The sequence below is a fragment of the Streptomyces sp. NPDC023573 genome (assembly GCF_055559735.1).
Genome location: NZ_JBVHKB010000004.1, coordinates 186197 through 212222 on the forward strand (window position 1 = coordinate 186197; position 26026 = coordinate 212222).

Sequence of the window (26026 nt, forward strand, 5' to 3'; positions counted from 1 at the left end):
CGATGATTCCCTGCAGCAGAGAGCGACGTTTCACGTGAAACACGATGCCTGCGCGGCACTGCGGCGGACTCCCGACACTCCGCAGCCTCCACATATCACTGCTTGCATGGAGCATCTGCCCAAAAAGGCCAGCAGCACCCTAAAGGCAACACATCAGGCTCACTGGACCGCCGCCGGCCCAGCACTCATCGTCGTCGGCGTGTCCGCCCCACCCGTGCGGCCTTGGCTCGCTTTGCGGCGAACCTCACACCGCCGGGGCTCTCCCCGACCACCACACGCACCACCGTGGACGCCGGGTCCACCAGGCCCTCACCGACCTGCAGCACCTCGGTCTCCACCACTCCGAGCTTACTCAGAGCAGCCCGGGCCCCCTGGATCTCTTCCTCGGCCGTGCCCCCCTTGAGCGCCAGCATCTCTCCGTAGGGGCGGAGCAGAGGCACCCCCCATCCGGCGAGCCTGTCGAGCGGGGCGACCGCCCGGGCCGTCACCACGTGAACCGGCTGAAGTGTCCCCAGCACCTCCTCGGCCCGGCCGCGGACGACCGTCACATGATCCAGGCCCAGGAGCTCGACGACCTCCTGGAGGAAATTCGTGCGCCGCAGTAGCGGCTCGAGCAGCGTGATCTTGAGGTCGGGGCGTACCAACGCGAGCGGAATACCGGGAAGGCCTGCCCCCGACCCCACATCGCACACCGTGACACCCTCGGGGACCACCTCGGAGAGCACCGCGCAGTTCAGCAGGTGGCGCTCCCACAGGCGGGGCACCTCGCGCGGGCCGATCAGACCGCGCTTGACGCCGGCGTCCGCGAGGAGCTCCGCATACCTGACAGCCTCTGGGAAGAACTCACCGAATACCGCCTGCGCCTCCTTGGGCGCCTGAGGGAGCTCTGCTTCCTCCGTCACGGGGGACCGTCCTTCCGTACCGCTCTAGCACGCTGACTATCAGGCTGACAAAGATCGGCCCCGCCTGCGAACAGACGGGGCCGACAGTACAAAGATCCGGTCAGGCCGGGAGAACGACGACGAAGCGCTGAGGCTCCTCGCCCTCGGACTCGCTGCGCAGACCCGCGGCCGCGATCGCGTCGTGCACGACCTTGCGCTCGAACGGCGTCATCGGCTCGAGCTTCACCGGCTCGCCCGAGCTCTTGACCTCGTCCGCGGCCTTGGCACCGAGGGCGGCCAGGACCTCACGCTTCTTGGCACGGAAACCGCCGATGTCCAGCATCAGCCGACTGCGGTCCCCGGTCTCGCGGTGAACGGCCAGGCGCGTCAGCTCCTGGAGCGCCTCCAGCACCTCACCATCGCGGCCCACAAGCTTCTGCAGGTCACGCGCCGAGTCGCTGATGATCGAGACCGCGGCCCGGTCCGCCTCCACGTCCATGTCGATGTCACCGTCGAGGTCGGCGATGTCGAGCAGGCCTTCGAGGTAGTCAGCCGCGATCTCCCCCTCCTGCTCGAGGCGGGTCAGAGTGTCGCTGCCCTCAGCGGCCGTGGTGGTGGTGCCTTCCGTCACGGATGGACTCCTTCTTACTTCTTGGACGGGTGCTTGGGCCGCTGCGGACCCTTGCGCTGTCCGGACTTGGCTTGGCGTGAGGAGCCGGCCGCGGCGCGCTTGGCCGCCGGCTTCGGCTTGTCGTCCTGCGGTGCGTCCTGCTTCTCCAGCGAGGTCTTGGATTCCGAGCCCGTGGAGTCGGTCGCCTTGTCCGCACCGGGATGCGTGGCAGCGGTGTGGCGCTTCGCCTTGGTCTGACGCTTGGGCTGCTGCCGCTTGGGCGCGGCCCCGCCCTCGGCCTCGAGAACGGCGGCTTCGCTCTTCGCGACCGTCCCGTCCTCCTGGGCCGCGAGGCCGAGCTTGCCCAGACCGGTGATGAACTTGCGCTCGATGTCGTTGCGGTCGGGTCCCTTGGCGACGACCCGCTTGACGGTGTTGCGCCGCGTCCGGCCACGCACCTCACCATGGGCGGTCACGCTCTTCAGCACGCGGTTCAGGTACTGGTCCTGCGCCTTGCTGCCGGGAGTCGGGTTCTGGTTGATCACGTACATCTGCTGACCCATGGTCCAGACGTTGGTGGTCAGCCAGTACACGAGGACACCGACGGGGAAGTTGATGCCCATCACGGCGAAGATCACCGGGAAGATGTACATCAGCATCTTCTGCTGCTGCATGTACGGGGTCTTCACCGTCAGGTCGACGTTCTTCGTCATCAGCTGGCGCTGCGTGAAGAACTGCGACGCGGACATCATCACGATCATGATCGCGGTCACGACACGGACGTCGGTCAGGGAAGCGCCGAGCGCCTGCACCTTCTCCTCGCTGTCCATGAACTTCGCGGCCAGCGGAGCGCCGAAGATGTGTGCCTGACGGGCGCTGTCCAGCAGCGGCTGGTCGATGACACCGATCGTCTTGCCCGAAGCGATGGCCGAGAGCACGTGGTACAGGGCGAAGAAGAACGGGGACTGCGCCAGGATGGGGAGGCACGAGGAGAGCGGGTTGGTACCCGTCTCCTTGTACAGCTTCATCATCTCTTCGGACTGACGCTGTTTGTCGTTCTTGTAGCGCTCCTGGATCGCCTTCATCTTCGGCTGGAGCACCTGCATGTTCCGGGTCGACTTGATCTGCTTGACGAAAAGCGGGATCAGACAGATCCGGATCAGGATCACCAGGGACACGATGGACAGGCCCCAGGCCCACCCCGTGTCATCGCCGAACAACGCTCCGTACAGCTTGTGGAACTGGACGATGACCCACGAAACAGGTGTGGTGATAAAGCTGAACAGACTGGCAATCGTGTCCACTAATCAGGCTCCTTGAGCTTTGGGCGAGGTCTCTGTGGCCGGGCTCAGGGGTTCGGAGACCGACCCCCCGGAAGGCACATCGGCGGCGGAGTCCCCGCCCTTGCCGCCACGCACACAGTTGCGCAGCATTTCGTGCCAACGCGGACGTTTGCGTGGCGGTACGTAATCCACGCCGCCGGGTGACCACGGATTGCAACGCAGGATGCGCCATGCGGTCAGCGCTGTTCCCTTGATCGCACCGTGCCGGTCGATCGCCGTATATCCATAGTGGGAACACGACGGGTAGTAGCGGCAGACGGGCCCGAGGAGCGGGCTGATCGTCCACTGATACAGCTTGATGAGAGCCAGCAGCGGGTACTTCATCGCGCACCCCTTCCCAGCAGCCGCTGAAGGGCGGCGTCCAGGTCTCGGGCCAGCTGTGCATGGTCGGCGTCACCCGATCCGGGCAGCGCTCGTACGACAACAAGGCTACCGGGGGGCAGCTGAGCGAGCCGATCGCGGACCAGATGGCGAAGCTTCCGCTTCACCGCGGTGCGAACGACCGCTCCCCCCACTGCTTTGCTGACAACGAAACCCGCACGCGGCGGGGGAACACTCTCCCCTGTCACGTGCGGGTCCGTAACACCGCTGCGTAGGTGCACGACGAGTAGCGGACGCCCGGCTCGGCGTCCTCGTCGTACCGCGGTCGCGAAGTCCTCGCGCCGCCTCAGCCGATTCTCGGTAGGCAGCACGTCATGGACCTGTAAGCGATCAGGCGGACAGGCTGCTGCGGCCCTTGCCACGGCGGTTCGCGAGAATCGCGCGGCCGGCACGGGTACGCATACGCAGCCGGAAGCCATGGGTCTTGGCGCGACGACGGTTGTTCGGCTGGAAGGTGCGCTTGCTCACTCGGGGGCTCCAGAAATGATTCGTGTGTTGGCGGGACATCGCCTGGCTGTCACCGTGCGCCCACGAGGAACTCGCGTAAACGCCTTAGTGCACCGCTTCACAATCACAGATCGTGATGTTTGCCCATCGGAGGCAGGCGGCAGCAGCCATCGACAACTCGACCTGGTCACGGTACGCGCGGCTACGCCATCCGGTCAAACCGGCCTCACGCCACCCCCTGCTGTACACAGCCTGTGGACAACAACTTGAACCGCGCGGGTCGGCCTGACTACCGTGGCTGAACTCCGGTTCTTTTCCTTCCTGCCTGCCGGGCCTCACCCGACCCGACCCATCCGTCCCGAGAAGTACACATTCGTGGGACATGCGAGAGAGCGTGCCTTGTGGCTGACGTACCTGCCGATCTTGCCGCAGTGTGGCCGCGAGTGCTGGAACAACTCCTCGGGGAGGGCCAGCAGGGCATCGAGCCGAAGGACAAGCAGTGGATCGAGCGCTGCCAGCCCCTGGCACTCGTCGCCGACACCGCGCTGCTGGCCGTACCCAACGAGTGGGGGAAGCGTGTCCTTGAGGGCCGCCTCGCCCCGCTGATCAGCGAGACGCTCACCCGTGAGTGCGGGCGGCCGATCCGGATCGCGATCACGGTCGATGATTCCGCGGGCGAGCCCCCCGCTCCGCCGGCGCCCCCGATGCACCAGTCCCACCCAGGACAGCAGTCCCACCGCTACCAGGGACCGCAGCACGACGAGCCCTCGCGCGGCGACGGGTACGACAGCTACGGCCCCAGGTCCTCCGACGACGGCATGCCGACGGCCCGCCCCGCCTACCCGGACTACCAGCAGCACCGCCCCGAGCCCGGCGCCTGGCCCCGGGTCCAGGACGACCTCTCCTGGCAGCCCCGGCACGGCGGCTACCAGGACCGTGACCCGTATGCGAGCCCGCGCCCCCAGCAGCCGCAGCACGACTACCGCCCGCAGCCGCCCGAGCACCAGGGTTACGAGCAGCAGCGGGACAGCCGCGACCGCCACGAACTGCAGGACCAGCCGCCCCAGCACCGCCAGGGCGGCCCCGGGACCGGAAGGAGCGGCGGCGGCCACATGGGCACGCAGTCCGCACCCCCGCCCGGGACCGGCGAGCCGCACGCCCGGCTGAATCCGAAGTACCTCTTCGACACCTTCGTGATCGGGGCCTCCAACCGCTTCGCGCACGCGGCCGCGGTCGCCGTCGCCGAGGCACCCGCGAAGGCGTACAACCCCCTCTTCATCTACGGGGAGTCGGGGCTCGGCAAGACCCATCTCCTGCATGCCATCGGGCATTACGCACGGAGCCTCTACCCGGGGACCCGGGTGCGGTACGTGAGCTCCGAGGAGTTCACCAACGAGTTCATCAACTCGATCCGCGACGGCAAGGGCGACACCTTCCGCAAGCGTTACCGCGACGTGGACATCCTCCTGGTCGACGACATCCAGTTCCTGGCGAGCAAGGAGTCGACGCAGGAGGAGTTCTTCCACACCTTCAACACGCTCCACAACGCCAACAAGCAGATCGTGCTCTCCTCCGACCGGCCGCCCAAGCAGCTCGTGACCCTCGAGGACCGGCTGCGCAACCGGTTCGAGTGGGGCCTCACCACCGATGTGCAGCCGCCGGAGCTGGAGACGCGCATCGCGATCCTCCGTAAGAAGGCGGTGCAGGAACAGCTCAACGCCCCGCCGGAGGTACTGGAGTTCATCGCGTCCCGGATCTCGCGCAACATCCGCGAGCTGGAGGGCGCGCTGATCCGGGTGACGGCGTTCGCCAGCCTCAACCGGCAGCCCGTGGACCTCGGTCTGACCGAGATCGTGCTCAAGGACCTGATCCCCGGCGGCGAGGACTCCGCTCCCGAGATCACCGCGCCGGCCATCATGGCGGCGACGGCGGACTACTTCGGGCTGACGGTGGAGGACCTCTGCGGGTCCTCGCGCAGCCGGGTCCTGGTGACGGCACGCCAGATCGCCATGTATCTGTGCCGCGAGCTCACGGACCTCTCGCTGCCCAAGATCGGCGCCCAGTTCGGCGGCCGGGACCACACCACGGTGATGCACGCCGACCGGAAGATCCGGGCGCTCATGGCGGAGCGCCGCTCCATCTACAACCAGGTCACCGAGCTCACCAACCGCATCAAGAACGGCTGACGGGCCCGCACCGGCCAGGACAGCACAACAGCGCGCCCCGGGCGCCCCGCGAGGACCTCACGACGTCCTCGCGGGGCGCCCTTCTCCGTCACGGGCTGCTGAGAGCGGGCTCCGGAGTCCGGCGCGCGGTGCCCCTGGGACGGCCTTCGGGGCCTCCGGCGCACACGATCCAGCTCGACTCCATGGCCTCCGAAACGGCTCGGGCCCTCTGAAGTGTTCGAATACAGGCCCCGGACCAGCGCTTCTCCACAGAAGGAGGAGGAATCCGGCGTCCACAGCCTGGGGACTGCGAAGTTGTCCATATTGCGTCCACAGGGTCTGCTGTCGATACTCCATCAGGCCAGGTCACATGCCTGGGGATTTGTGGTCAACGATGATCCACAGCCTGTGGACAGAAAATTCGTCCACAGGGCCCTGATGATGTTGTCCACCGGCGGCCCACAGGCGCAGCCCGGTTGTCCCCAGCTTCTCCACACCCCTGTCCACTGTTCGGCAACCCGACACCGCCTTTCACTGCCGAGAGTGAAAGGCGTCACACGAAGACCCTTGGTTGAGCTGTGGGGAACGTGGGTAAAGCTGGGGACAGCCCTGGGGAGAAGTCACCCCGCCCTGTGCATCGGGTGTGCAGAACTTTCGCGTGTCCACAGAAGCGCCGAGTTGTCCACCGGCGCCACCCACAGGGTCGGTGGACAAAAAATAGGCTCTGACCTGCGAAAACGACGTTATCCACGGTTTCCACAGGGCCTACTACTACTACCACTCAGAGTTAGCCAGGAATCCGCTTCGAAGTGGGGCCTGTGCACAACTTGAGTGGCGAGCTCCGCGAACCTCTTGGTGCGACTTGACCCCGAGCAGCAACGAGTGTCGGTGCCGTACGTCAGACTGGACCCCGGCGGCCTCCCCCAGCCCTTGGGCAGGGAGACCCCCGACCAGACGACGAAGGCCAGCAGGGCGAGCGAGCAACAGCAGGAGGCGGTTCCGGTGAAGATCCGGGTGGAGCGCGATGTACTCGCGGAGGCGGTGGCCTGGGTGGCCCGCAGCCTCCCGGCCCGTCCGCCGGCGCCCGTTCTCGCGGGCCTTCTGCTGAAGGCCGAGGACGGAGCTCTCAGCTTCTCGAGCTTCGACTACGAGGTCTCCGCCAAGGTCTCGGTGGACGCCGAGGTCGAGGAGGACGGCACGGTGCTCGTCTCCGGCCGTCTTCTCGCCGACATCTGCCGCGCCCTGCCGAACAGGCCTGTGGAGATCTCCACCGACGGTGTGCGCGCCACGGTGGTCTGCGGCTCCTCTCGGTTCACACTCCACACACTGCCTGTGGAGGAGTACCCGGCACTGCCGCAGATGCCGACCGCCACGGGCACCGTCCCCGGCGAGGTCTTCGCCTCCGCGGCGGCCCAGGTCGCCATCGCGGCCGGGCGGGACGACACCCTGCCCGTCCTGACCGGCGTGCGGATCGAGATCGAGGGCGAGACCGTCACCCTCGCGTCGACCGACCGCTACCGCTTCGCGGTCCGCGAGTTCCTGTGGAAGCCGGAGAACCCCGACGCCTCCGCGGTGGCCCTGGTGCCCGCCAAGACGCTGCTGGACACCGCCAAGGCACTGACCAGCGGTGACACGGTGACGCTGGCGCTGTCCGGCTCGGGCGCGGGCGAAGGTCTCATCGGTTTCGAGGGCGCCGGCCGCCGTACGACCACGCGCCTGCTCGAGGGCGACCTCCCGAAGTACCGGACGCTCTTCCCCACCGAGTTCAACTCGGTCGCGGTCATCGAGACCGCCCCGTTCGTCGAGGCCGTGAAGCGTGTGGCGCTCGTCGCCGAGCGCAACACCCCGGTGCGCCTCAGCTTCGAGCAGGGTGTGCTCATCCTGGAGGCCGGTTCCAGCGACGACGCACAGGCTGTGGAGCGCGTCGACGCCGTGCTCGAGGGTGACGACATCTCGATCGCCTTCAACCCGACCTTCCTGCTGGACGGGCTCAGCGCGATCGACTCCCCGGTCGCGCAGCTCTCCTTCACGACGTCGACCAAGCCCGCCCTGCTCAGCGGCCGGCCGGCCGTCGACGCCGAGGCCGACGACGCGTACAAGTACCTGATCATGCCGGTCCGCCTCTCGGGCTGATCCGGCGGTCGTCCCTGTCATGGCAGTTTCCGGCGGGCAGGCTCAGCGCAGAGCGCGCCCTCCGTGCTGCACCCCGCCGTGCTGTCCCGGCCGGGCGTAGGCTCGGTCCTGGGTACGAATCGGCACAACGCTTAAGGAATCTCTGATGGAGCTCGGTCTCGTCGGCCTCGGCAAGATGGGCGGCAACATGCGCGAGCGCATCCGCCGCGCAGGGCACACGGTCATCGGCTACGACCGCAACCCGGACGTCGCCGATGTCCACAGCCTCGAAGAGCTTGTGGGCAAGCTCAAGGGCCCGCGTGTCGTGTGGGTGATGGTCCCGGCCGGTGCCGCGACCCAGTCGACCATCGACGAGCTGGCCGATCTGCTGTCCCCGGGCGACGTCGTCGTGGACGGCGGGAACTCGCGCTGGACCGACGACGAGAAGCACGCCGTCGAGCTGGGCATCAAGGACATCGGCTTCGTCGACTGCGGCGTCTCCGGTGGTGTCTGGGGCCTGGAGAACGGCTACGCCCTGATGTACGGCGGGACCGAAGAGAACGTCGCGAAGGTCCAGCCCGTCTTCGACGCGCTCAAGCCCGAGGGTGACTTCGGTTCGGTCCACGCGGGCAAGGTCGGCGCCGGCCACTTCGCGAAGATGGTCCACAACGGCATCGAGTACGCCATGATGCAGGCCTACGCCGAGGGCTGGGAGCTCCTGGAGAAGGTCGACTCCGTCACCGACGTGCGCGAGGTCTTCCGCTCCTGGCAGGAGGGGACGGTCATCCGTTCCTGGCTGCTCGACCTGGCGGTCAACGCGCTGGACGACGACGAGCACCTCGACCAGCTCCGTGGTTTCGCGGCGGACTCCGGCGAGGGCCGGTGGACGGTCGAGGCCGCCATCGACAACGCGGTCCCGCTGCCCGCGATCACCGCGTCCCTCTTCGCGCGCTTCGCCTCGCGTCAGGACGACTCGCCGCAGATGAAGATGATCGCCGCGCTGCGCAACCAGTTCGGCGGCCACGCGGTCGAGAACAAGAAGTAGCCAGCGGCACAGCAGCACACAGCAGAGCACGCAGTCGGAAGGGTCGGCGACCATGCACGTCACGCATCTCTCGCTGGCCGACTTCCGCTCGTACGCCCGGGTCGAGGTTCCTCTCGACCCGGGCGTCACCGCGTTCGTGGGGGCCAACGGACAGGGCAAGACCAATCTGGTGGAAGCGGTCGGCTATCTGGCGACGCTCGGCAGTCACCGGGTCTCGTCCGATGCCCCTCTGGTGCGCATGGGTGCGGAGCGCGCCGTCGTACGGGCCGCTGTCACCCAGGGGGAGCGCTCGCAGCTGATCGAGCTCGAGCTCAATCCCGGCCGCGCCAACCGGGCCCGTATCAACAGGTCGTCGCAGGTCAGGCCGCGGGACGTGCTGGGCATAGTGCGGACGGTGCTCTTCGCCCCGGAGGACCTGGCCCTGGTGAAGGGTGACCCGGGTGAGCGCAGGCGCTTCCTGGACGAGCTGATCACGGCGCGCTCCCCCCGCATGGCGGGGGTCCGCTCCGACTACGAGCGGGTGCTGAAGCAGCGCAACACCCTGCTGAAGTCGGCGGCCATGGCCCGCAGGCACGGCGGCCGGTCCATGGATCTGTCCACCCTGGACGTGTGGGACCAGCACCTGGGCCGGGTGGCGGCGGAGCTGCTGGCGCAGCGGCTGGACCTGATCGCGACCCTGCAGCCGCTGGCGGACAAGGCGTACGCGGACGTGGCCCCCGGCGGCGGCCCCGTCGCCCTGGAGTACCGCAGCTCGGTCGGTGCCGACGTGGAGCCCGCGCGCACCCGTGAGGAGCTGTACGAGCAGGTGATGGCGGCCCTGGCCGAGGCGCGCAAGCAGGAGATCGAGCGCGGGGTGACCCTGGTCGGCCCGCACCGCGACGACCTGGTGCTCGGCCTGCGCGGCATGCCGGCGAAGGGGTACGCGAGTCACGGCGAGTCCTGGTCGTACGCCCTGGCCCTGCGGCTGGCCTCGTACGATCTGCTCCGCACCGAGGGCAACGAGCCGGTGCTGGTGCTCGACGACGTGTTCGCCGAACTGGACGCGCGCCGTCGCGAGCGGCTGGCCGAGCTGGTGGCCCCCGGTGAACAGGTGCTGGTGACGGCGGCCGTGGACGACGACGTCCCGGGTGTGCTGGCGGGAGCCCGGTACGCCGTGTCCGCCGGTGCGGTGGAGCGGCTGTGAGCGGCCCGGACGAGCGGGGCGCGCCCCCTCCGGGACAGGCGAAGCCGGCCGGAGGAGATCCGGGTCCGGTGAAGCCGCCGGAGGTGTCCGGCGTGGATCTGGCGCGGGTGGCCCTGCGGGCCGCGAAGGAACAGGCCCGTGCCCGGGGCGCCGCTGCGCAGCAGAAGAATCAGGCGAGGCGGGGTGGCGGCCTGCGGTCGGGCGCGCGGTCCGACGGCCGTGACCCGCTGCCGCTGGGGTCGGCGATCAACCGGCTGATCACCGAGCGGGGCTGGGAGACACCGGCGGCCGTCGGCGGTGTGATGGGCCGCTGGCCGCAGATCGTCGGTGACGATCTGGCCAACCACTGTGTTCCCGTGCGGTACGACGAGGATCCGGCCGAGCGGGTGCTGACCGTGCAGTGCGACTCGACGGCGTGGGCGACGCAGCTCCGGCTGCTGGCCCCGCAGCTCGTGGCCCGGCTGAACACGGACCTGGGCCACGGCACCGTGCGGATGATCAAAGTGCTCGGTCCGGGCGGTCCACCGCGCAGATTCGGCCCTCTGCGGGCTCCTGGGAGCAAGGGGCCGGGCGACACCTACGGCTGAGCAGGCCTTTTCCTCATCCGGAGCCTTCGGACACCGGTCGGCGCCGAGGAAGGCCCTGGCTGCGCTTCACCCACGTATGCCCCACTTCGCCGACGGCTTGGCGTTTCCGGTCTGTACAGCTATGGGGGGATTTGTTCACCGTGAGGTAGGTGGGGTGTCCCTCACCGTAGCGAGAGGTTGACAGCCCGAAGCGCGCAAAGCCCTCGTGAGCCCCCCGGGGCCCCTTCCTGAATATGGGGAGTCGTCAGCCGCTCATTCAGGGCGGCACATGCGTACTCAGGCACCGGCAAACCCCCATTCATGTCGGCGCTACCGGTAGACTGGTGGACAATCCCGCTTCCTCGCGGGAGTCGTCGATACAAGCCGAACGACGCAGCCGCTCCCGCCAGCCGGAGAACGGCCTGTGCTGTGCCAGAAAGGGCGCTTCGTGGCCGATTCCGGCAACCCCAACGAGAACATCCCGTCCACAGCCGGTGAGCACGGCGAGGTCACCGCCTCGTACGACGCCAGCGCGATCACCGTGCTCGAGGGCTTGGACGCGGTCCGCAAGCGACCCGGTATGTACATCGGGTCCACCGGTGAGCGCGGTCTCCACCACCTCGTGCAAGAGGTTGTCGACAACTCGGTCGACGAGGCCATGGCCGGGCACGCGGACACCATCGACGTCACGATCCTCGCCGACGGCGGGGTGCGCGTGATCGACAACGGCCGCGGCATCCCGGTCGGCATCGTGCCGTCCGAGGGCAAGCCGGCCGTCGAGGTCGTCCTCACCGTGCTGCACGCCGGCGGCAAGTTCGGCGGCGGCGGTTACGCCGTCTCCGGCGGTCTGCACGGCGTCGGTGTGTCCGTCGTCAACGCCCTCTCCACACGGGTGGCGGTCGAGGTCAAGACGGACGGCTACCGCTGGACCCAGGACTACAAGCTCGGCGTCCCGACTGCCCCGCTGGCCCGTAACGAGGCCACCGAGGAGACGGGGACGACCGTCACCTTCTGGGCCGACGGAGACGTCTTCGAGACCACCGACTACTCCTTCGAGACCCTCTCGCGCCGCTTCCAGGAGATGGCGTTCCTCAACAAGGGACTCACCCTCAAGCTCACCGACGAGCGGGCGGCGGCGAAGGCCACGGCGGGCGCGGACAGCGCCGAGGTGGTCGACGTCCCCGACGAGGAGTCGACCCGCACGGTCACGTATCACTACGAGAACGGCATCGTCGACTTCGTCAAGTACCTCAACTCCCGCAAGGGCGAGCTCATTCACCAGTCGGTGATCGACATCGAGGCCGAGGACAAGGAGCGTCTCCTCTCGGTCGAGATCGCCATGCAGTGGAACACGCAGTACACCGAAGGCGTCTACTCCTTCGCCAACGCGATCCACACGCACGAGGGCGGCACGCACGAGGAGGGTTTCCGCGCGGCGCTGACCTCGCTGGTCAACCGCTACGCGCGTGACAAGAAGCTGCTGCGCGAGAAGGACGACAACCTCACCGGTGAGGACGTCCGCGAGGGCCTGACGGCGATCATCTCGGTGAAGCTGGGCGAGCCCCAGTTCGAGGGTCAGACGAAGACCAAGCTGGGCAACACCGAGGCGAAGACCTTCGTCCAGAAGGTCGTCCACGAGCAGCTGACGGACTGGTTCGACCGGAACCCCAACGAGGCCGCCGACATCATCCGCAAGGGCATCGCGGCGTCCACGGCCCGTGTCGCCGCCCGCAAGGCGCGTGACCTGACGCGGCGCAAGGGGCTCCTGGAGAGCGCCTCGCTGCCCGGCAAGCTGAGCGACTGCCAGTCCAACGACCCGACGAAGTGCGAGATCTTCATCGTCGAGGGTGACTCCGCCGGTGGTTCGGCGAAGTCCGGCCGTAACCCGATGTACCAGGCCATCCTGCCGATCCGAGGCAAGATCCTGAACGTCGAGAAGGCCAGGATCGACAAGATCCTTCAGAACACCGAGGTCCAGGCCCTGATCTCGGCCTTCGGCACCGGGGTCCACGAGGACTTCGACATCGAGAAGCTCCGCTATCACAAGATCATCCTGATGGCGGACGCCGACGTCGACGGCCAGCACATCAACACCCTGCTGCTGACCTTCCTGTTCCGCTTCATGCGGCCGTTGGTCGAGTCCGGGCACGTGTACCTCTCGCGCCCGCCGCTCTACAAGATCAAGTGGGGCCGTGACGACTTCGAGTACGCGTACTCGGACCGGGAGCGCGACGCCCTGGTGGCGCTCGGCAAGCAGAACGGCAAGCGGATCAAGGAAGACTCGATCCAGCGCTTCAAGGGTCTCGGTGAGATGAACGCCGAGGAGTTGCGCGTCACCACGATGGACGTCGACCACCGTGTGCTCGGCCAGGTCACGCTGGACGACGCGGCGCAGGCGGACGACCTGTTCTCGGTGCTGATGGGTGAGGACGTCGAGGCGCGGCGCTCCTTCATCCAGCGCAACGCCAAGGACGTCCGCTTCCTCGACATCTGAGTCGGCCGTACAAGCAAGCCGCAGCCGCAGCGCGAAAGGACTTTGACCAGCAATGGCCGACGAGAACACCCCTGTGATGCCCGAAGAGGAGCCCGCCGTCCCGGGCGTGGGCATGCGTGTCGAGCCCGTGGGGCTCGAGACGGAGATGCAGCGCTCCTACCTCGACTACGCGATGTCCGTCATCGTGTCGCGTGCCCTGCCCGACGTGCGGGACGGCCTGAAGCCCGTCCACCGCCGGGTGCTGTACGCGATGTACGACGGCGGCTACCGGCCCGAGAAGGGCTTCTACAAGTGCGCCCGTGTCGTCGGTGACGTCATGGGTACGTACCACCCGCACGGCGACTCCTCGATCTACGACGCGCTCGTGCGTCTGGCGCAGCACTGGTCGATGCGCATGCCGCTGGTGGACTCCAACGGCAACTTCGGTTCCCCGGGCAACGACCCGGCCGCGGCCATGCGGTACACCGAGTGCAAGATGATGCCGCTGTCCATGGAGATGGTCCGGGACATCGACGAGGAGACCGTCGACTTCCAGGACAACTACGACGGCCGCAACCAGGAGCCGACGGTTCTGCCGGCGCGCTTCCCGAACCTCCTGGTGAACGGTTCCGCGGGCATCGCGGTCGGTATGGCGACCAACATCCCGCCGCACAACCTGCGTGAGGTCGCCGCCGGCGCGCAGTGGTACCTGGAGCACCCGGAGGCCTCGCACGAGGAGCTCCTGGACGCCCTCATCGAGCGGATCAAGGGCCCGGACTTCCCGACCGGCGCGCTCGTCGTGGGCCGCAAGGGAATCGAGGAGGCCTACCGCACGGGCCGTGGCTCGATCACGATGCGGGCGGTCGTCGCGGTCGAGGAGATCCAGAACAGGCAGTGCCTGGTCGTCACGGAGCTCCCGTACCAGACCAACCCCGACAACCTCGCGCAGAAGATCGCCGACCTGGTGAAGGACGGCAAGGTCGGCGGCATCGCTGACGTCCGGGACGAGACGTCCTCGCGTACGGGCCAGCGCCTGGTCGTCGTGCTGAAGCGTGACGCGGTCGCCAAGGTGGTGCTGAACAACCTCTACAAGCACACCGACCTCCAGTCGAACTTCGGCGCGAACATGCTGGCGCTCGTCGACGGGGTGCCGCGCACCCTGTCGATCGACGCGTTCATCCGCCACTGGGTGACGCACCAGATCGAGGTCATCGTCCGGCGTACGAAGTTCCGGCTGCGCAAGGCGGAGGAGCGGGCGCACATCCTGCGCGGCCTGCTCAAGGCGCTGGACGCGATCGACGAGGTCATCGCACTCATCCGGCGCAGCAACACGGTGGAGATCGCGCGCGAGGGCCTGATGGGCCTGCTGGAGATCGACGAACTGCAGGCGAACGCGATCCTGGAGATGCAGCTGCGCCGTCTGGCCGCGCTGGAGCACCAGAAGATCACCGCCGAGCACGACGAGCTCCAGGCGAAGATCAACGAGTACAACGAGATCCTGGCCTCGCCCGCGAAGCAGCGTCAGATCGTCAGTGAGGAGCTGGCGGCGATCGTCGACAAGTTCGGCGACGACCGGCGCTCCAAGCTGGTCCCCTTCGACGGTGACATGTCCATCGAGGACCTGATCGCCGAGGAGGACATCGTCGTCACCATCTCGCGCGGTGGCTACGTAAAGCGCACGAAGACGGACGACTACCGCTCGCAGAAGCGCGGCGGCAAGGGCGTACGGGGCACGAAGCTCAGGGAAGACGACATCGTCGACCACTTCTTCGTGTCGACGACCCATCACTGGCTGCTGTTCTTCACGAACAAGGGCCGGGTCTACCGGGCCAAGGCGTACGAACTGCCGGATGCCGGCCGGGACGCACGTGGCCAGCACGTCGCGAACCTGCTGGCGTTCCAGCCGGACGAGCAGATCGCCCAGATCCTGGCGATCCGCGACTACGAGGCCGCGCCCTATCTGATCCTGGCCACCAAGGGCGGTCTGGTGAAGAAGACCGCGCTGAAGGACTACGACTCCCCGCGGTCGGGCGGCGTCATCGCGATCAACCTGCGGGAGACCCAGGACGGCGGCGACGACGAACTCATCGGCGCCGAGCTGGTGTCGGCCGAGGACGACCTGCTGCTCATCAGCAGGAAGGCCCAGTCGATCAGGTTCACCGCGACGGACGACGCGCTGCGCCCGATGGGCCGCGCCACCTCGGGCGTGAAGGGCATGAGCTTCCGCGAGGGCGACGAACTGCTCTCGATGAATGTCGTCCGGCCCGGTACGTTCGTGTTCACCGCCACCGACGGCGGGTACGCGAAGCGGACCGCGGTCGACGAATACCGCGTCCAGGGTCGTGGCGGTCTGGGCATCAAGGCCGCCAAGATCGTCGAGGACCGCGGATCGCTCGTCGGCGCACTGGTGGTGGAGGAAGCGGACGAGATTCTCGCCATCACGCTCGGCGGTGGTGTGATTCGTACGCGAGTCAATGAAGTCAGGGAGACGGGCCGTGACACCATGGGCGTCCAACTGATCAATCTGGGCAAGCGTGATGCCGTCGTCGGTATCGCGCGCAACGCCGAGGCCGGTCGTGAGGCCGAAGAGGTCGACGGGACCGATGAGGCCGAAGGCGCCACGGTCGGGGCCGATGCCGCGAGCGTGGACGAGGGCACAGCCGAGGGCACGGCGCCTTCGGCCGGGGAGCACGAGGAGTAGAGCGTGAGTGGAGCCACGGGCGCCGGTTCGGCCGCTTCCGGAGCAGGCGCGCACGGCGCCCGTGGCCCTGCCACGGACTCCCAAGGGGGCACTGTGACGGACACTCGGGGACCTCAGCCGCAGTACGAGGGTTACGCGACCGGGCCGTTGCCCGGCGAGCGCGAGCCCGCGGCGGGACAGGCGGGTCCCTACCACCCGCCGCAGGCGTACCCGTCCCCTGCGGGCGGTACGCAGGGCGGCGGAACTCAGGGCGGTGTACAGGGCGCGGGCGGAGCGCAGGCGACCCGGCTGCCCCGGACCGGGGCGCGGACGACTCCGCGTACCCGTAAGGCGCGACTGCGGGTGGCTAAGGCCGATCCGTGGTCGGTGATGAAGGTCAGCTTCCTGCTCTCCATCGCGCTCGGCATCTGCACGGTGGTCGCGTCCGCCGTGCTGTGGATGGTGATGGACGCCATGGGCGTCTTCGAGACCGTGGGCGGCACGATCAGCGAGGCCACCGGCTCGAACGAGAGCAACGGCTTCGATCTGCAGTCGTTCCTCTCGCTGCCGCGCGTCCTCATCTTCACGTCGGTCATCGCCGTGATCGACGTCGTGCTGGCCACCGCGCTGGCGACGCTGGGCGCGTTCATCTACAACCTGTCGGCCGGCTTCGTCGGTGGCGTGGAGCTCACTCTCGCCGAGGACGAGTAGGACGCCGGGTATCGATTTTGGGACTGGCCCCGACGTGCGCTAATCTTCAGAAGTCAGCGCAGCAGCGCGGCGGGGCTATAGCTCAGTTGGTTAGAGCGCATCCCTGATAAGGATGAGGCCACAGGTTCAAATCCTGTTAGCCCCACCAGCACGAAGGCCCCTCACCGGAAACGGTGGGGGGCCTTCCGCATGTCCGGGAAGTGCAGGCGCCCCGGGCCGACCCGGAGATCCGGAGATCCGGAGATCCGGACGTGACCGGGGCCCGGGGAAGCTGGACGCCGTCCCGTACGGCCCGGGGAAGGGCCGTACGGGACGGCTGCGGGACGGCTGTGGCGGGGACGCGTACGGAGGCACGGAAAAGGCCCCCGCCGGTGTGAACCGGGTCAGGGGCCTGGGTGGCGTTCGCGGCGCCCTCAGGGTGGCAGCGGGGCCGAGTGCCCGGCGGGTGCGGCGCTGTGGGCGGAGCGGGTGCTGTTCGTCGCCTCGGCGGCGTCCGTGGTGTCGGCGGACAGCTGGCGGGTGGCGGGCGAGGAGCCGTGCGCCTCGGCGCGGATGCGCTGCTTCATCGTGGGTGGCAGCGCCCTGTCACGCGGAAGGGTCCATCGCACCGACGGCGTGGTCGCGGTTGCCGGGTTCGCACCCGTGTGCTCGTGGCTCGTGACCGCCGGCTCCGCGGCCGCGGCCTGAGCGGTGGCGAGGCCCAGCGACGCGAGAAGGGCGAAGAAGGCGGTGATGAAGGCGGTCCAGATGCTCTTGACCCTGAAGGTGCTCATGGCCCCTCGCTTTCAGGTGGTCCGGTTTGCTTACCTTTCCGATGATGTGGATCCGGCCCCCGGAAACCGGGACCGACGCCCCCGGTGCGCCGATCTTCCGATGAACACCACTCTTATGGTTCAACCGGCTCGGAAAACCCGCTCCGGGGCTCCCGAGGGGCCTCGACAGGGTCCCGACCGAGCGGTGAGCGGGTGCCGGGGAGGTCACCGATCGGTATCGGTCGGTGTGTATAGTCGGGCGGCAGAAGTCCCTTACGTCAAGGAAAGACGAGGTCGCGCGGTGAAGAAGCTTCTCCTGGTCGCACTGGCCGCCATCGGCGGGCTCCTCGTGTACCGCCAGATCCAGGCGGATCGCGCCGAGCAGGATCTGTGGACGGAGGCGACCGACTCCGTGCCCGCAGGTTCAGGTGTGTGAGACGGAACAGTCTGCTAAAAGCCCCGGCCGCCGAGCGGCCGGGGCTTTCTGCTGCCCGGGGCCGTGACGGCCGCACCCCTGGGTTCACCTAAGTAAATAATCCGGTTGCGTCAGCAATGTACGGCGATGTCGGCCGCTCCCGGGCGCGGGGCCCCGGCACCGGCGAAGCGGCCGGGCGGTACGAAGGCGGGCAATGGCGGCAGTACGGCAGGGCCCGCAGACAGCGGTGGTAGGGGCGGGGCAGGATGGACCGGCATCGCGGCCGGCGCCGGACCGGTCGCCGTGACCGCCAAGTCCCTGCTCGGACGCGGACGGCGCGGGGCAGGTACGCAGACGACGAGGGGGAGCGCGTGAACAGGCAGCGCGACAGGGGCCGGGTGACGCTCGCGACGCTCGCGGCGGTGTGCGCGGTGGCGGCGCTGCCGGGGCAGGCGCACGCGGCCGACGGCCCCGCGGCGTACACCTTCGATCCGGCTGCGGAGACGGTCCGGGGCACGGAGTCCAACGCCGACGCGGCCGAGCTGAAGCCGGGGTCGGTCTACAGGAGCTCCATCGGGCAGGGGCAGAAGCTCTACTACCGCCTGGAGCTCGACGACAGGACGGATGCCTACGTCTCCGCGGTGGCGGTCCCGAAGGGCGGCGGAAAGGTCGCCTACGGGGACGGGATCACGATCAGCATGAGGGACCTGGACGACAACCGGTGCAGTTCCGGGGACGCGGCCTTCGAGTCGGCACAGTTCCCCCGCCCGATCGCGGCCTACGCCCACCGGACCGTGGAGAAGGACAGCACCACGTGCGCGGCAGGTGGCACGTACAACGTCCTGATCGAGCGGGAGAGCAAGGCGACGTCGTCCCCCGCAGCCTGGGACCTGGAGCTGCGCTTCGAGAACGAACCGGCGCTCAAGGACGCGAAGTCGATGCCGACCGAGGCGCCGGAGAACTGGCCCTCCGCCTCGCCGACGCCGCCCGCCGGCAAGCAGAAGCGTTCCGGGGGCAGCGGTTTCCACGACGCCACCAGCCTGGACACCGGTGAATGGGCCGACACCATCACGCCGGGACAGACCCGCTTCTACCGGGTCCCTGTGGACTGGGGGCAGCAGCTCTTCGCCACGGCCGCGCTGAGCAACAGCGGCAAGTCGACGGAGTACCTCGGCAACGCCCTGGCTCTGGCCCTGGACAACCCGGCACGCGGCCATGTGGACGACGCGACGCTGTCGTACTCCGGGACGCCCAACTCGGTGGCCCTGGACCCGCTTCCGCCGGTGGCGTACGAGAACCGCTACGACTCGGGCGCCGATGTCAGCGCGATGCGCTTCGCGGGCTGGTACTACCTGTCGGTGACGCTCTCGCCCGAGGTCGCCGAGCACTACGGTGACGGGGCCCTCGGGCTGACGCTCAAGGTGAAGGTCGTCAACGACAGCGAGCCGTCGCCCTACCAGGGGGATGCCGGGATCTTCGGGGTCACGGACGACGACCGGGACATGGCCGAGAGCGGCCGGAGCGCGCCCGAGGCCGGGGAGAGCGCCACGATGAAGATGGTCGCCGCGACGGGTATCGGCGCGGGATCCGTGCTGGTGCTGGGACTCGGGGCGTGGACCCTGCTGGCCAGGCGCCGGACGGCTCCGGCCGCTGTGCCGCCGGGCGTGGGCGGGCAGCCGCCGGTCGGCGGGCCACCGCAGTCCTGGTAGGCGGCGCGGACGTCCGGGAGGGCACTCAGGACTGGGTGAGCGCCCAGATCCCCACCGCGAAGCAGATCAGCGCCACCACCAGCACCGGGACCGCCACCTTCGGGGACGGTCCCGGCCGCTTCGCGGGGGCCGGGAGCGGGGCGGCCGGTGCGACGTGCTGAGGAGCCTGCGGGTGCTGAGCGGTGTACGGGCGCGTGGGCGTGGTCCCGTACGGCACGGCGGCCGTGGCGGCCTGGGCGAGACCCGGGGCCGCGTCGGAGGCGTAGGGGGACGCCGCGTGGGCCGGCGGCGGGGCGGACGACGGCGTCCGCGGCTGCGCCGGGTGAGGGACCGGGGCGGGCTGCTGCGGGGGTGGCGCGAGATGGAAGCTGCCCGTCTCCGACATCGACGGGGGAGGGGCGTACGGCTGCTGCCCCGGCGTGCCCTGCGCGGGGGCGTAGGGCTGCTGTCCCTGGCCCTCCTGCGCGTACGTCTGCTGCGACGGCTGAGGTGGGTGCGGTGGTGCCCCGGCGGCCTGTGCGGGCGACCGCGGCCCGTCGCCGGGCGTCCCGGGGCCGGTGGCGGGTCCCTCGGGGCCGAATCCCTCGGGCAGCGGGCCGATCTGGTCGAACACCTCGACCCGTTCGTCGTCCGGGCCGGGCTCCGGCAGCATCTCGACCGCCGCCGTCAGCGCCTTGCGGGCCCCTGTGGCCGTACGGAAGCGGGCGTGCGGGTCCGGCTGCAGCAGGCCGGCGAGAACCTGCCACAGGGGCTCCGGCACGCCCTGGGGCGCCCCCGGGGTGCCGTGCGCGGCGAAGTACTCGATCAGCGCCTTGGAGTCCGGCTTCCGGCCCTCCAGCAGATACAGCGCGACGAGCCCGACGGCGAAGAGGTCCGCCGGGAAGTCGGGCTCCGCTCCCATCATCTGCTCGGGCGCGAAGTAACCCGGCGTGCCCACCACATAGTTGGTCTCCGTCAGCCGCGGCTCACCCTTCCGCATCGAGATGCCGAAGTCGGAGAGCCGCAGATGCGGACGGCCCGTACCGGTGGCCTCCATAAGGATGTTGGCCGGTTTGATGTCGCGGTGCACGACCCCCTCGGCGTGCACCGTGGACAGCCCGGACAGCAGCTGGTCGAGCAGGAGACAGACGAACCGCGGGGGCAACGGACCGTAGTCGCCGATGACATGGGCCAGCGAACCGCCGCTGACCAGGTCCATCGTGAACAGGACCTTGTCGTCGTCGGCGGCCCAGCTGGCCGGGGCGAGAACATGCGGATGCTCGATCCGCAGCGCCTGCTCACGGACGAAGCGCAGCAGCGTGTGCGCGTCGCTCTGCTGCAGGACCTTGGCCGCCACGTACCGGCGGCGGCGGTGGTCCCACGCGCGCCAGACGGCGCCGACCCCACCACGTCCGATCGGATCGACCAGCTCGTACCGACCAGCGAAGACCTCACCCATTGCGCTGCGCCCGCTCCCGTTCCCGTTTCGGTTCGTGCCCCGGCTGTCGGGATACTGCCACGGCCGGCCGCCCCGGGGGGCGGCCACGGGCCCTAGCTCTGGTGGCCCTCGTAGTGCGCGACCGCGTCAGCGGTGCGCCCCGCTCCGTACACCCTGAGGAACTCTGCCAGCTCGGGGTGGGCCGGGGCGAGGGAGTCCGCCGCATCGATGATGTCGCCGGCCGCGGCGACCGACCGCAGCAGCGACTGGATCTCACGGACCACACGCCGCACGGTGGGTGCGCCACCCGTGGTGGAGGTCTGGCCGGTGTTGGTCAGGACGGAACCGCCCTGCGACTTCTTGATCTCTTCCATCCGGTCGGTGGCCTCTCCCGCGCTCACACTGCCGTCCGCCACCTGGCTCGCCAGCTCCTGAAGCGCCTGGACCCGCTGGACGACCGCGGGGTTACCGATCTTCGCCCGCTGGCCGCTCATCAGCTGGGAGAGCATGGGAGCGGACAGCCCGAGCACCGCCGCGAGGCGTGCCTGGTTGAGGCCGAGGTCGTCGATCAGCCTGCGGAAGAGCGCCCCCAACGGCTCTCCGTACCAGCTGCGCTGGAGCTCCCGGGCTCTAGCCGTCGCCTCTTGCTGCGCTGCGTCCATTGCGTCTCCCCTTCGCTGCGGCTTCGCTGCTGCGAACCTCGTCGTGCATCTTACGGAGAGCTGTTGCGGGCCGGGAGCCCCAATCCTTTTGCAGGATTCGGGGGGTCACCCGGTACTCTGTTCTGCGACGGACGCCGCGGCGTGGTTTTGTTCGTGATGTCCGGCTTTTCGGGGCCTTAGCTCAGTTGGTAGAGCGCTGCCTTTGCAAGGCAGATGTCAGGAGTTCGAATCTCCTAGGCTCCACAGAAGAACGCCCCTGACCCGCTTCACAGCAGGTCAGGGGCGCTTTTGCTTTTTACGGAGAGGGGGCGCCGGAAGACCCTGAGGTCCTCCGGCGCCCCTCTCTCACGCGTGGTGCGCCGCGTGCTCAGCGGCGGTCGTCGCTGTCGCCTTCCGCGGTGTCCGATCCGGCCTCGTCCTGCTTGGCGCGGACCTCCGGGTCGAGCACGGTCGAGCCGCTGCCGTCGACCGAGGTGAGGGGGGCGCGGTCGTCGCCCACCTCGGTGGGGGCGGGCGGCTCGACCAGCCAGTCCGGATTGGCCTGCTTGTCCCACCACTTCCAGGCGGCGAAGGCCCCGCCGGCCAGGGCACCCAGTACGAGGAAGCCCTTGACCGCCCGGCCCGCCCTGGCCCGCCGCTCGTGCTTCCTGACGAGCTTCTGGATCTCCTTGGCCGTCACCTGGCCCCGGAGAGCGGCCAGTGCGGCGGTGCTGCGGGCGGTGGCCTCCTCGGCCATGGGGCGGCTCGCGGCCACCGCGTACTCGACGCGCGGCACGGTGTAGTCCGCCGCCGTGCGGGCGGCGTTGCGCGTCCGGGCCGCGGCCTTCTGCGCGGCCTCGTCGACCTTGGGGGGTACATGGGTGAGCGCCTGTTCGATACGCGGTGCGAGGTGTGCGCCGTACTGGACGCGGGCCTGCGCGGCTGCCTTCGACACCTTGGGCGCGATCCGCGCACGAGCCTCGTGCGCGTAGTGCGTGGCCTGTTCCTTGGCCGTGTCGGCGTAAGGCGCCACCACTTCCGCGGCGTGCTGCGCGCTGTCCTTCGCCGAGTAGGTTGCGGCGCGCACGCTGTCGATGCGGGTCACGGGATCCTCCTCATTGGTGGCGGGTAGGTACTCCGCCTATCCACCCAATTCGAAATCATGCCCGCTGACGCCTTGGGCGCCATGCGGGACGGGCATCCGGGTCATGAACGTCATTCTCTGGCAATACGGTGCAAGGGGAGCGTGCCGCCGACGATGCCACGGTTCGTGTCCGCGCGCTCCGTGTCGTCGGGCACTTGGCCGCATTTATCCCGCAGGAAGTGTGGGAAAGGTGCAGGAAAGCGAGCAACAAGGTGAGTGCCGCCCTTCCCGGTGCTGTGACCGCGCTGTGGACCGGCTTCCCCGTGCAAGGATCGGTGGTCATCAGCGGAGACTTACGGAAGGCAGACCGTGGCCGAGCAGCTTTACGCCACTTTGAAGACCAGTCGGGGCGACATCGAGATCCGGCTGCTGCCGAACCACGCGCCCAGGACGGTCAGGAACTTCGTCGAGCTCGCCCAGGGTGAGCGTGAGTGGACCGACCCGGAGACCGGCCGGAAGTCCACCGACAAGCTGTACGACGGCACTGTCTTCCACCGTGTCATCAGCGGTTTCATGATCCAGGGCGGCGACCCCCTGGGCAACGGCACGGGCGGCCCCGGATACGAGTTCGGCGACGAGTTCCACCCGGACCTCGCCTTCGACAAGCCGTATCTGCTGGCGATGGCCAACGCCGGACCGGGCACCAACGGGTCGCAGTTCTTCGTGACCGTGTCGCCCACCGCCTGGCTGACCGGCAAGCACACCATCTTCGGCGAGGTCGCCGGAGAGGCGGGCAAGAAGGTCGTGGACGCCATCGCGGCGGCTCCGACCAATCCGCGCACCGACCGTCCGCTCCAGGACGTGGTGATCGAGTCGGTCGTCATCGAGACCCGGTGATCCGAGGGGCGGCCGGTCTTCGAGGCCGCTGAACCGAACGGCCGCCGCCCTTGCGGGAACCAACCGCCCTGCTCGTCCGTACTGTTACATAACGGGCGAGCGGGGCGGTCGCATGTGTGCCCCCTGCACGGACGAGGACCGAAGGGGCCGTGACCGATGGACCAGCAGCCGCCGGAAGACCAGGACAGGTCCGCGGCCGCGGACGGGCCCACCACGTGTTACCGGCATCCGGGCAGGGAGACGGGGATCCGCTGCACGCGGTGCGAGAGGCCGATCTGTACGGACTGCATGATCGAGGCGTCGGTCGGCTTCCACTGCCCGGAGTGCGTCCGTCGGGGTTCCGGCACGGGCCACCACCCCGCGGCGAACCGGCCGCGGACCCTGGCGGGCGGAAGCGTGGCCGCCGACCCCAGACTGGTCACCAAGATCCTGCTCGCCGTAAACCTCGCCGTCTTCGTCGCGGTCTCGGTCGGTGGCCGCTCACTGCTCGACGACCTGCTGCTGTTCGGCCGTGCCTACTCGGGCGATCCGTCGGCCGGCGTCGAAGGCGTGGCGGAGGGGCAGTGGTACCGGCTGGTGACGTCGATGTTCCTGCACCAGGAGGTGTGGCACATCGCGTTCAACATGCTGGGGCTGTGGTGGCTCGGAGGGCCTCTGGAGGCCGCGCTGGGCCGTGCCCGGTACCTCGCGCTCTACCTGCTGTCGGGGCTGGCCGGCAGCGCTCTCACCTACGCGGTCGCGGACCCCGGGCAGGGCTCGCTCGGCGCCTCGGGGGCGGTCTTCGGGCTGCTGGGTGCCACGGCCGTGCTGATGCGCCGGATGAACTACGACATGCGGCCGGTGATCGCGCTCCTCGTGGTGAACCTGATCTTCACCTTCAACCCGTGGGGCGGGATCGCCTGGCAGGCGCACGTCGGTGGACTGGTCGCCGGGGCGCTGCTCGCGATCGCCATGGTCCACGCACCCCGGGAGCGCCGGAATCTCGTGCAGTACGGCGCCTGCGGGCTGGTCCTCGTGGCGGTCGTGGCGACCGTCCTCGTCCGGACGGCTGTGCTCACCTGAGCGGAATCCGTTGCTCCAGCGGCGCGGTTGTCCACAGAGTGTGCCGGATCTTGTGCATGACGTGGGGAACAGGTGTGCCCCTTGTCGCTGGACCGGGTTTTACCAGTCAGGACAAGGGGCGTACCCTCGCGCGATGCGTAAGTGTGTAGTCACACCGGCGTCAACTTCGAGGGAAGTTATCCACAGATCGTCTGACCTTTTCCCCCACCTGTGGATAACTCTGTGGGTAACTTCAGGGCAGAGCTACTTCCGCTGCGTGGAGGCGGTTACTTCCACTGCGTGGAGACTCCGAAGCCACCGGCGATGAAGCCGAAGCCCACCACGATGTTCCAGTTGCCGAGAGCGTCGACCGGCAGGTCGCCCTCGGTGACGTAGAAGACCACGATCCAGGCCAGACCGATCAGGAAGAGCGCCAGCATCACCGGCGCGACCCAACTGCGATTGGTCAGCTTTATGCTCGTCGACTGCTTGGCCGGCGGAGGCGTGAAATCTGCCTTCTTGCGGATACGTGACTTCGGCACGAGGGACTCTCCTGTCGATGCGCTGCGTGACCGCGCAGGGATCTGTGGCTGGCGCCGGGGCGCGAGGGGGAATGCTGCCTCCCCGGGGCGTCCGTTAGCGTAGTGCTTCCGTGGCGCCTAAGGAGATAAGGGTACGTTGAGCAATTCTGCCGACTCTCCTCGAGGCCCGGCCGGGCGCATGTCCCGATGGCCGGTCCAAGGCCTCACCGCCGCCGTTTTCGCACTGGCCGGGCTGATCTTCGTCACCAGTGCCAATACGGCCAAGGGGACCGATATCCGGACCGACTCCTCTTTGCTGAAGCTCTCCGACCTCATTCAACAGCGCAGCGAGAACAACGCGGAGCTGGACGAATCGACCGCTTCCGTGCGCGCGGACATCGACACGCTCGCCCGGCGCGACGACGGGAGCACCCGCGCCGAGGACGCCGAACTCGACGCGCTGGAGAAGGCCGCGGGCACCACGGAGGTCACTGGGGAGGCGCTCTCCGTCACGCTGAACGACGCCCCGCCCGACGCCACCGCCAACCCCGGGTACCCCGAGCCGCAGCCCAATGACCTGGTGATCCACCAGCAGGACCTGCAGGCCGTCGTCAACGCCCTCTGGGAAGGCGGCGCCCGCGGGATCCGGGTGATGGACCAGCGGCTGATCTCCACCAGTGCGGTGCGCTGCGTCGGCAACACGCTGATCCTTCAGGGGCGGGTCTACTCGCCTCCCTACAAGGTCACCGCCGTCGGTGACACCGGGAAGCTGCGGCAGGCGCTCGACGACTCCACCGCCATCCAGAACTACCAGCTGTACGTGAAGGCGTACGGGCTGGGATGGAAGGTCGAGGAGGACGACAAGCTGACGCTCCCCGGCTATTCGGGCACCGTCGACCTCCACTACGCCCAGCCGGTGGAGTAGCCCGCGAGGGCCCGCGCGGCACTGTGA

The 26026-nt window shown here is 68.7% G+C and carries 24 protein-coding genes and 2 tRNA genes; 15 read left to right on the forward strand and 11 right to left on the reverse strand.

Features of this window, described 5'->3' with window-relative positions; all coding sequences use genetic code 11:
- Positions 1–185 precede the first annotated feature (185 nt).
- The 6 genes from rsmG to rpmH form a co-directional block, all read right to left on the reverse strand.
- The gene (gene rsmG / locus ACZ32T_RS14765; RefSeq protein ID WP_329230755.1) at positions 186–902 is read right to left on the reverse strand and encodes a 16S rRNA (guanine(527)-N(7))-methyltransferase RsmG; all 717 of its coding nucleotides are present in this window, start codon (positions 900–902) and stop codon (positions 186–188) included.
- A gap of 100 nt (positions 903–1002) precedes the next feature.
- On the reverse strand, positions 1003–1512 hold the full coding sequence (locus tag ACZ32T_RS14770; RefSeq protein WP_393763648.1) for a Jag family protein: 510 nt from the start codon (positions 1510–1512) through the stop codon (positions 1003–1005).
- Positions 1513–1526: 14 nt separating this feature from the next.
- Positions 1527–2795: a membrane protein insertase YidC gene (yidC, locus tag ACZ32T_RS14775; RefSeq protein WP_467266285.1), complete on the reverse strand. Its 1269-nt coding sequence runs from the start codon at positions 2793–2795 to the stop codon at positions 1527–1529.
- Positions 2796–2798: 3 nt separating this feature from the next.
- Positions 2799–3158, reverse strand: a complete 360-nt coding sequence (gene yidD / locus ACZ32T_RS14780) for a membrane protein insertion efficiency factor YidD (RefSeq protein ID WP_099173275.1) — start codon at positions 3156–3158, stop codon at positions 2799–2801.
- Positions 3155–3526: a ribonuclease P protein component gene (gene rnpA / locus ACZ32T_RS14785; protein WP_104787397.1), complete on the reverse strand. Its 372-nt coding sequence runs from the start codon at positions 3524–3526 to the stop codon at positions 3155–3157. The genes yidD and rnpA overlap by 4 nt, the downstream gene beginning before the upstream one ends.
- Before the next feature lie 19 nt (positions 3527–3545).
- Positions 3546–3683, reverse strand: coding sequence for a 50S ribosomal protein L34 (rpmH, locus tag ACZ32T_RS14790; protein ID WP_003967884.1), 138 nt, complete (start codon positions 3681–3683; stop codon positions 3546–3548).
- A gap of 380 nt (positions 3684–4063) precedes the next feature.
- On the opposite strand from rpmH, the gene dnaA reads away from it, so the two are divergent.
- From dnaA to ACZ32T_RS14835, 9 genes are all read left to right on the forward strand, one after another.
- Positions 4064–5848, forward strand: a complete 1785-nt coding sequence (gene dnaA / locus ACZ32T_RS14795; RefSeq protein WP_467266288.1) for a chromosomal replication initiator protein DnaA — start codon at positions 4064–4066, stop codon at positions 5846–5848.
- 981 nt (positions 5849–6829) lie between these two features.
- Positions 6830–7960, forward strand: a complete 1131-nt coding sequence (gene dnaN, locus ACZ32T_RS14800; RefSeq protein WP_250288631.1) for a DNA polymerase III subunit beta — start codon at positions 6830–6832, stop codon at positions 7958–7960.
- Between the two features lie 145 nt (positions 7961–8105).
- Positions 8106–8984: a phosphogluconate dehydrogenase (NAD(+)-dependent, decarboxylating) gene (gene gnd / locus ACZ32T_RS14805; RefSeq protein WP_124277886.1), complete on the forward strand. Its 879-nt coding sequence runs from the start codon at positions 8106–8108 to the stop codon at positions 8982–8984.
- 52 nt (positions 8985–9036) lie between these two features.
- Positions 9037–10167: a DNA replication/repair protein RecF gene (gene recF, locus ACZ32T_RS14810; RefSeq protein WP_356709079.1), complete on the forward strand. Its 1131-nt coding sequence runs from the start codon at positions 9037–9039 to the stop codon at positions 10165–10167.
- Positions 10164–10754, forward strand: coding sequence for a DciA family protein (locus ACZ32T_RS14815; protein WP_467367140.1), 591 nt, complete (start codon positions 10164–10166; stop codon positions 10752–10754). The genes recF and ACZ32T_RS14815 overlap by 4 nt, the downstream gene beginning before the upstream one ends.
- Positions 10755–11157: 403 nt before the next feature.
- Complete coding sequence (gene gyrB / locus ACZ32T_RS14820) at positions 11158–13227, forward strand: DNA topoisomerase (ATP-hydrolyzing) subunit B (protein ID WP_104787390.1); 2070 nt, start codon at positions 11158–11160, stop codon at positions 13225–13227.
- A 52-nt stretch (positions 13228–13279) separates the two neighbouring features.
- A complete protein-coding gene (gene gyrA, locus ACZ32T_RS14825) occupies positions 13280–15907 on the forward strand; it encodes a DNA gyrase subunit A (protein ID WP_467367142.1) in 2628 nt (875 codons plus the stop codon).
- 93 nt (positions 15908–16000) lie between these two features.
- Complete coding sequence (locus ACZ32T_RS14830; protein WP_467266294.1) at positions 16001–16597, forward strand: DUF3566 domain-containing protein; 597 nt, start codon at positions 16001–16003, stop codon at positions 16595–16597.
- Between the two features lie 71 nt (positions 16598–16668).
- Positions 16669–16745, forward strand: a tRNA-Ile gene (locus ACZ32T_RS14835).
- Between the two features lie 265 nt (positions 16746–17010).
- Here ACZ32T_RS14835 and ACZ32T_RS14840 read toward each other — a convergent pair.
- Entirely contained in the window at positions 17011–17370 is a 360-nt protein-coding gene (locus ACZ32T_RS14840; protein WP_467266296.1) for a DUF6344 domain-containing protein, read from the reverse strand.
- A gap of 280 nt (positions 17371–17650) precedes the next feature.
- On the opposite strand from ACZ32T_RS14840, the gene ACZ32T_RS14845 reads away from it, so the two are divergent.
- Entirely contained in the window at positions 17651–17785 is a 135-nt protein-coding gene (locus ACZ32T_RS14845; protein ID WP_003958712.1) for a DLW-39 family protein, read from the forward strand.
- Between the two features lie 350 nt (positions 17786–18135).
- Positions 18136–19473, forward strand: a complete 1338-nt coding sequence (locus ACZ32T_RS14850; protein WP_467367144.1) for a hypothetical protein — start codon at positions 18136–18138, stop codon at positions 19471–19473.
- Between the two features lie 25 nt (positions 19474–19498).
- Here ACZ32T_RS14850 and ACZ32T_RS14855 read toward each other — a convergent pair whose 3' ends face one another.
- Together ACZ32T_RS14855 and ACZ32T_RS14860 are read right to left on the reverse strand one after the other, a co-directional pair.
- Positions 19499–20911, reverse strand: a complete 1413-nt coding sequence (locus tag ACZ32T_RS14855; RefSeq protein ID WP_467367146.1) for a serine/threonine protein kinase — start codon at positions 20909–20911, stop codon at positions 19499–19501.
- Between the two features lie 92 nt (positions 20912–21003).
- Positions 21004–21552 (reverse strand): helix-turn-helix domain-containing protein, encoded by a 549-nt coding sequence (locus ACZ32T_RS14860; protein ID WP_103760647.1) that lies wholly within the window; start codon positions 21550–21552, stop codon positions 21004–21006.
- A 170-nt stretch (positions 21553–21722) separates the two neighbouring features.
- Here ACZ32T_RS14860 and ACZ32T_RS14865 point away from each other — a divergent pair.
- Positions 21723–21795: transfer RNA gene (locus ACZ32T_RS14865), tRNA-Ala, on the forward strand.
- 124 nt (positions 21796–21919) lie between these two features.
- Here the strand turns inward: ACZ32T_RS14865 and ACZ32T_RS14870 are convergent.
- The gene (locus ACZ32T_RS14870; protein ID WP_467266305.1) at positions 21920–22636 is read right to left on the reverse strand and encodes a DUF5324 family protein; all 717 of its coding nucleotides are present in this window, start codon (positions 22634–22636) and stop codon (positions 21920–21922) included.
- Positions 22637–22984: 348 nt separating this feature from the next.
- Between ACZ32T_RS14870 and ACZ32T_RS14875 the strand changes: the two genes are divergently transcribed.
- Complete coding sequence (locus ACZ32T_RS14875) at positions 22985–23512, forward strand: peptidylprolyl isomerase (protein ID WP_467266307.1); 528 nt, start codon at positions 22985–22987, stop codon at positions 23510–23512.
- Between the two features lie 156 nt (positions 23513–23668).
- A complete protein-coding gene (locus tag ACZ32T_RS14880) occupies positions 23669–24574 on the forward strand; it encodes a rhomboid family intramembrane serine protease (RefSeq protein ID WP_467266309.1) in 906 nt (301 codons plus the stop codon).
- Between the two features lie 266 nt (positions 24575–24840).
- Here ACZ32T_RS14880 and crgA read toward each other — a convergent pair whose 3' ends face one another.
- Positions 24841–25095, reverse strand: a complete 255-nt coding sequence (crgA, locus tag ACZ32T_RS14885; protein ID WP_033296748.1) for a cell division protein CrgA — start codon at positions 25093–25095, stop codon at positions 24841–24843.
- Positions 25096–25273: 178 nt separating this feature from the next.
- On the opposite strand from crgA, the gene ACZ32T_RS14890 reads away from it, so the two are divergent.
- Positions 25274–25999 (forward strand): DUF881 domain-containing protein, encoded by a 726-nt coding sequence (locus ACZ32T_RS14890; protein WP_467266312.1) that lies wholly within the window; start codon positions 25274–25276, stop codon positions 25997–25999.
- Positions 26000–26026: the final 27 nt, after the last annotated feature.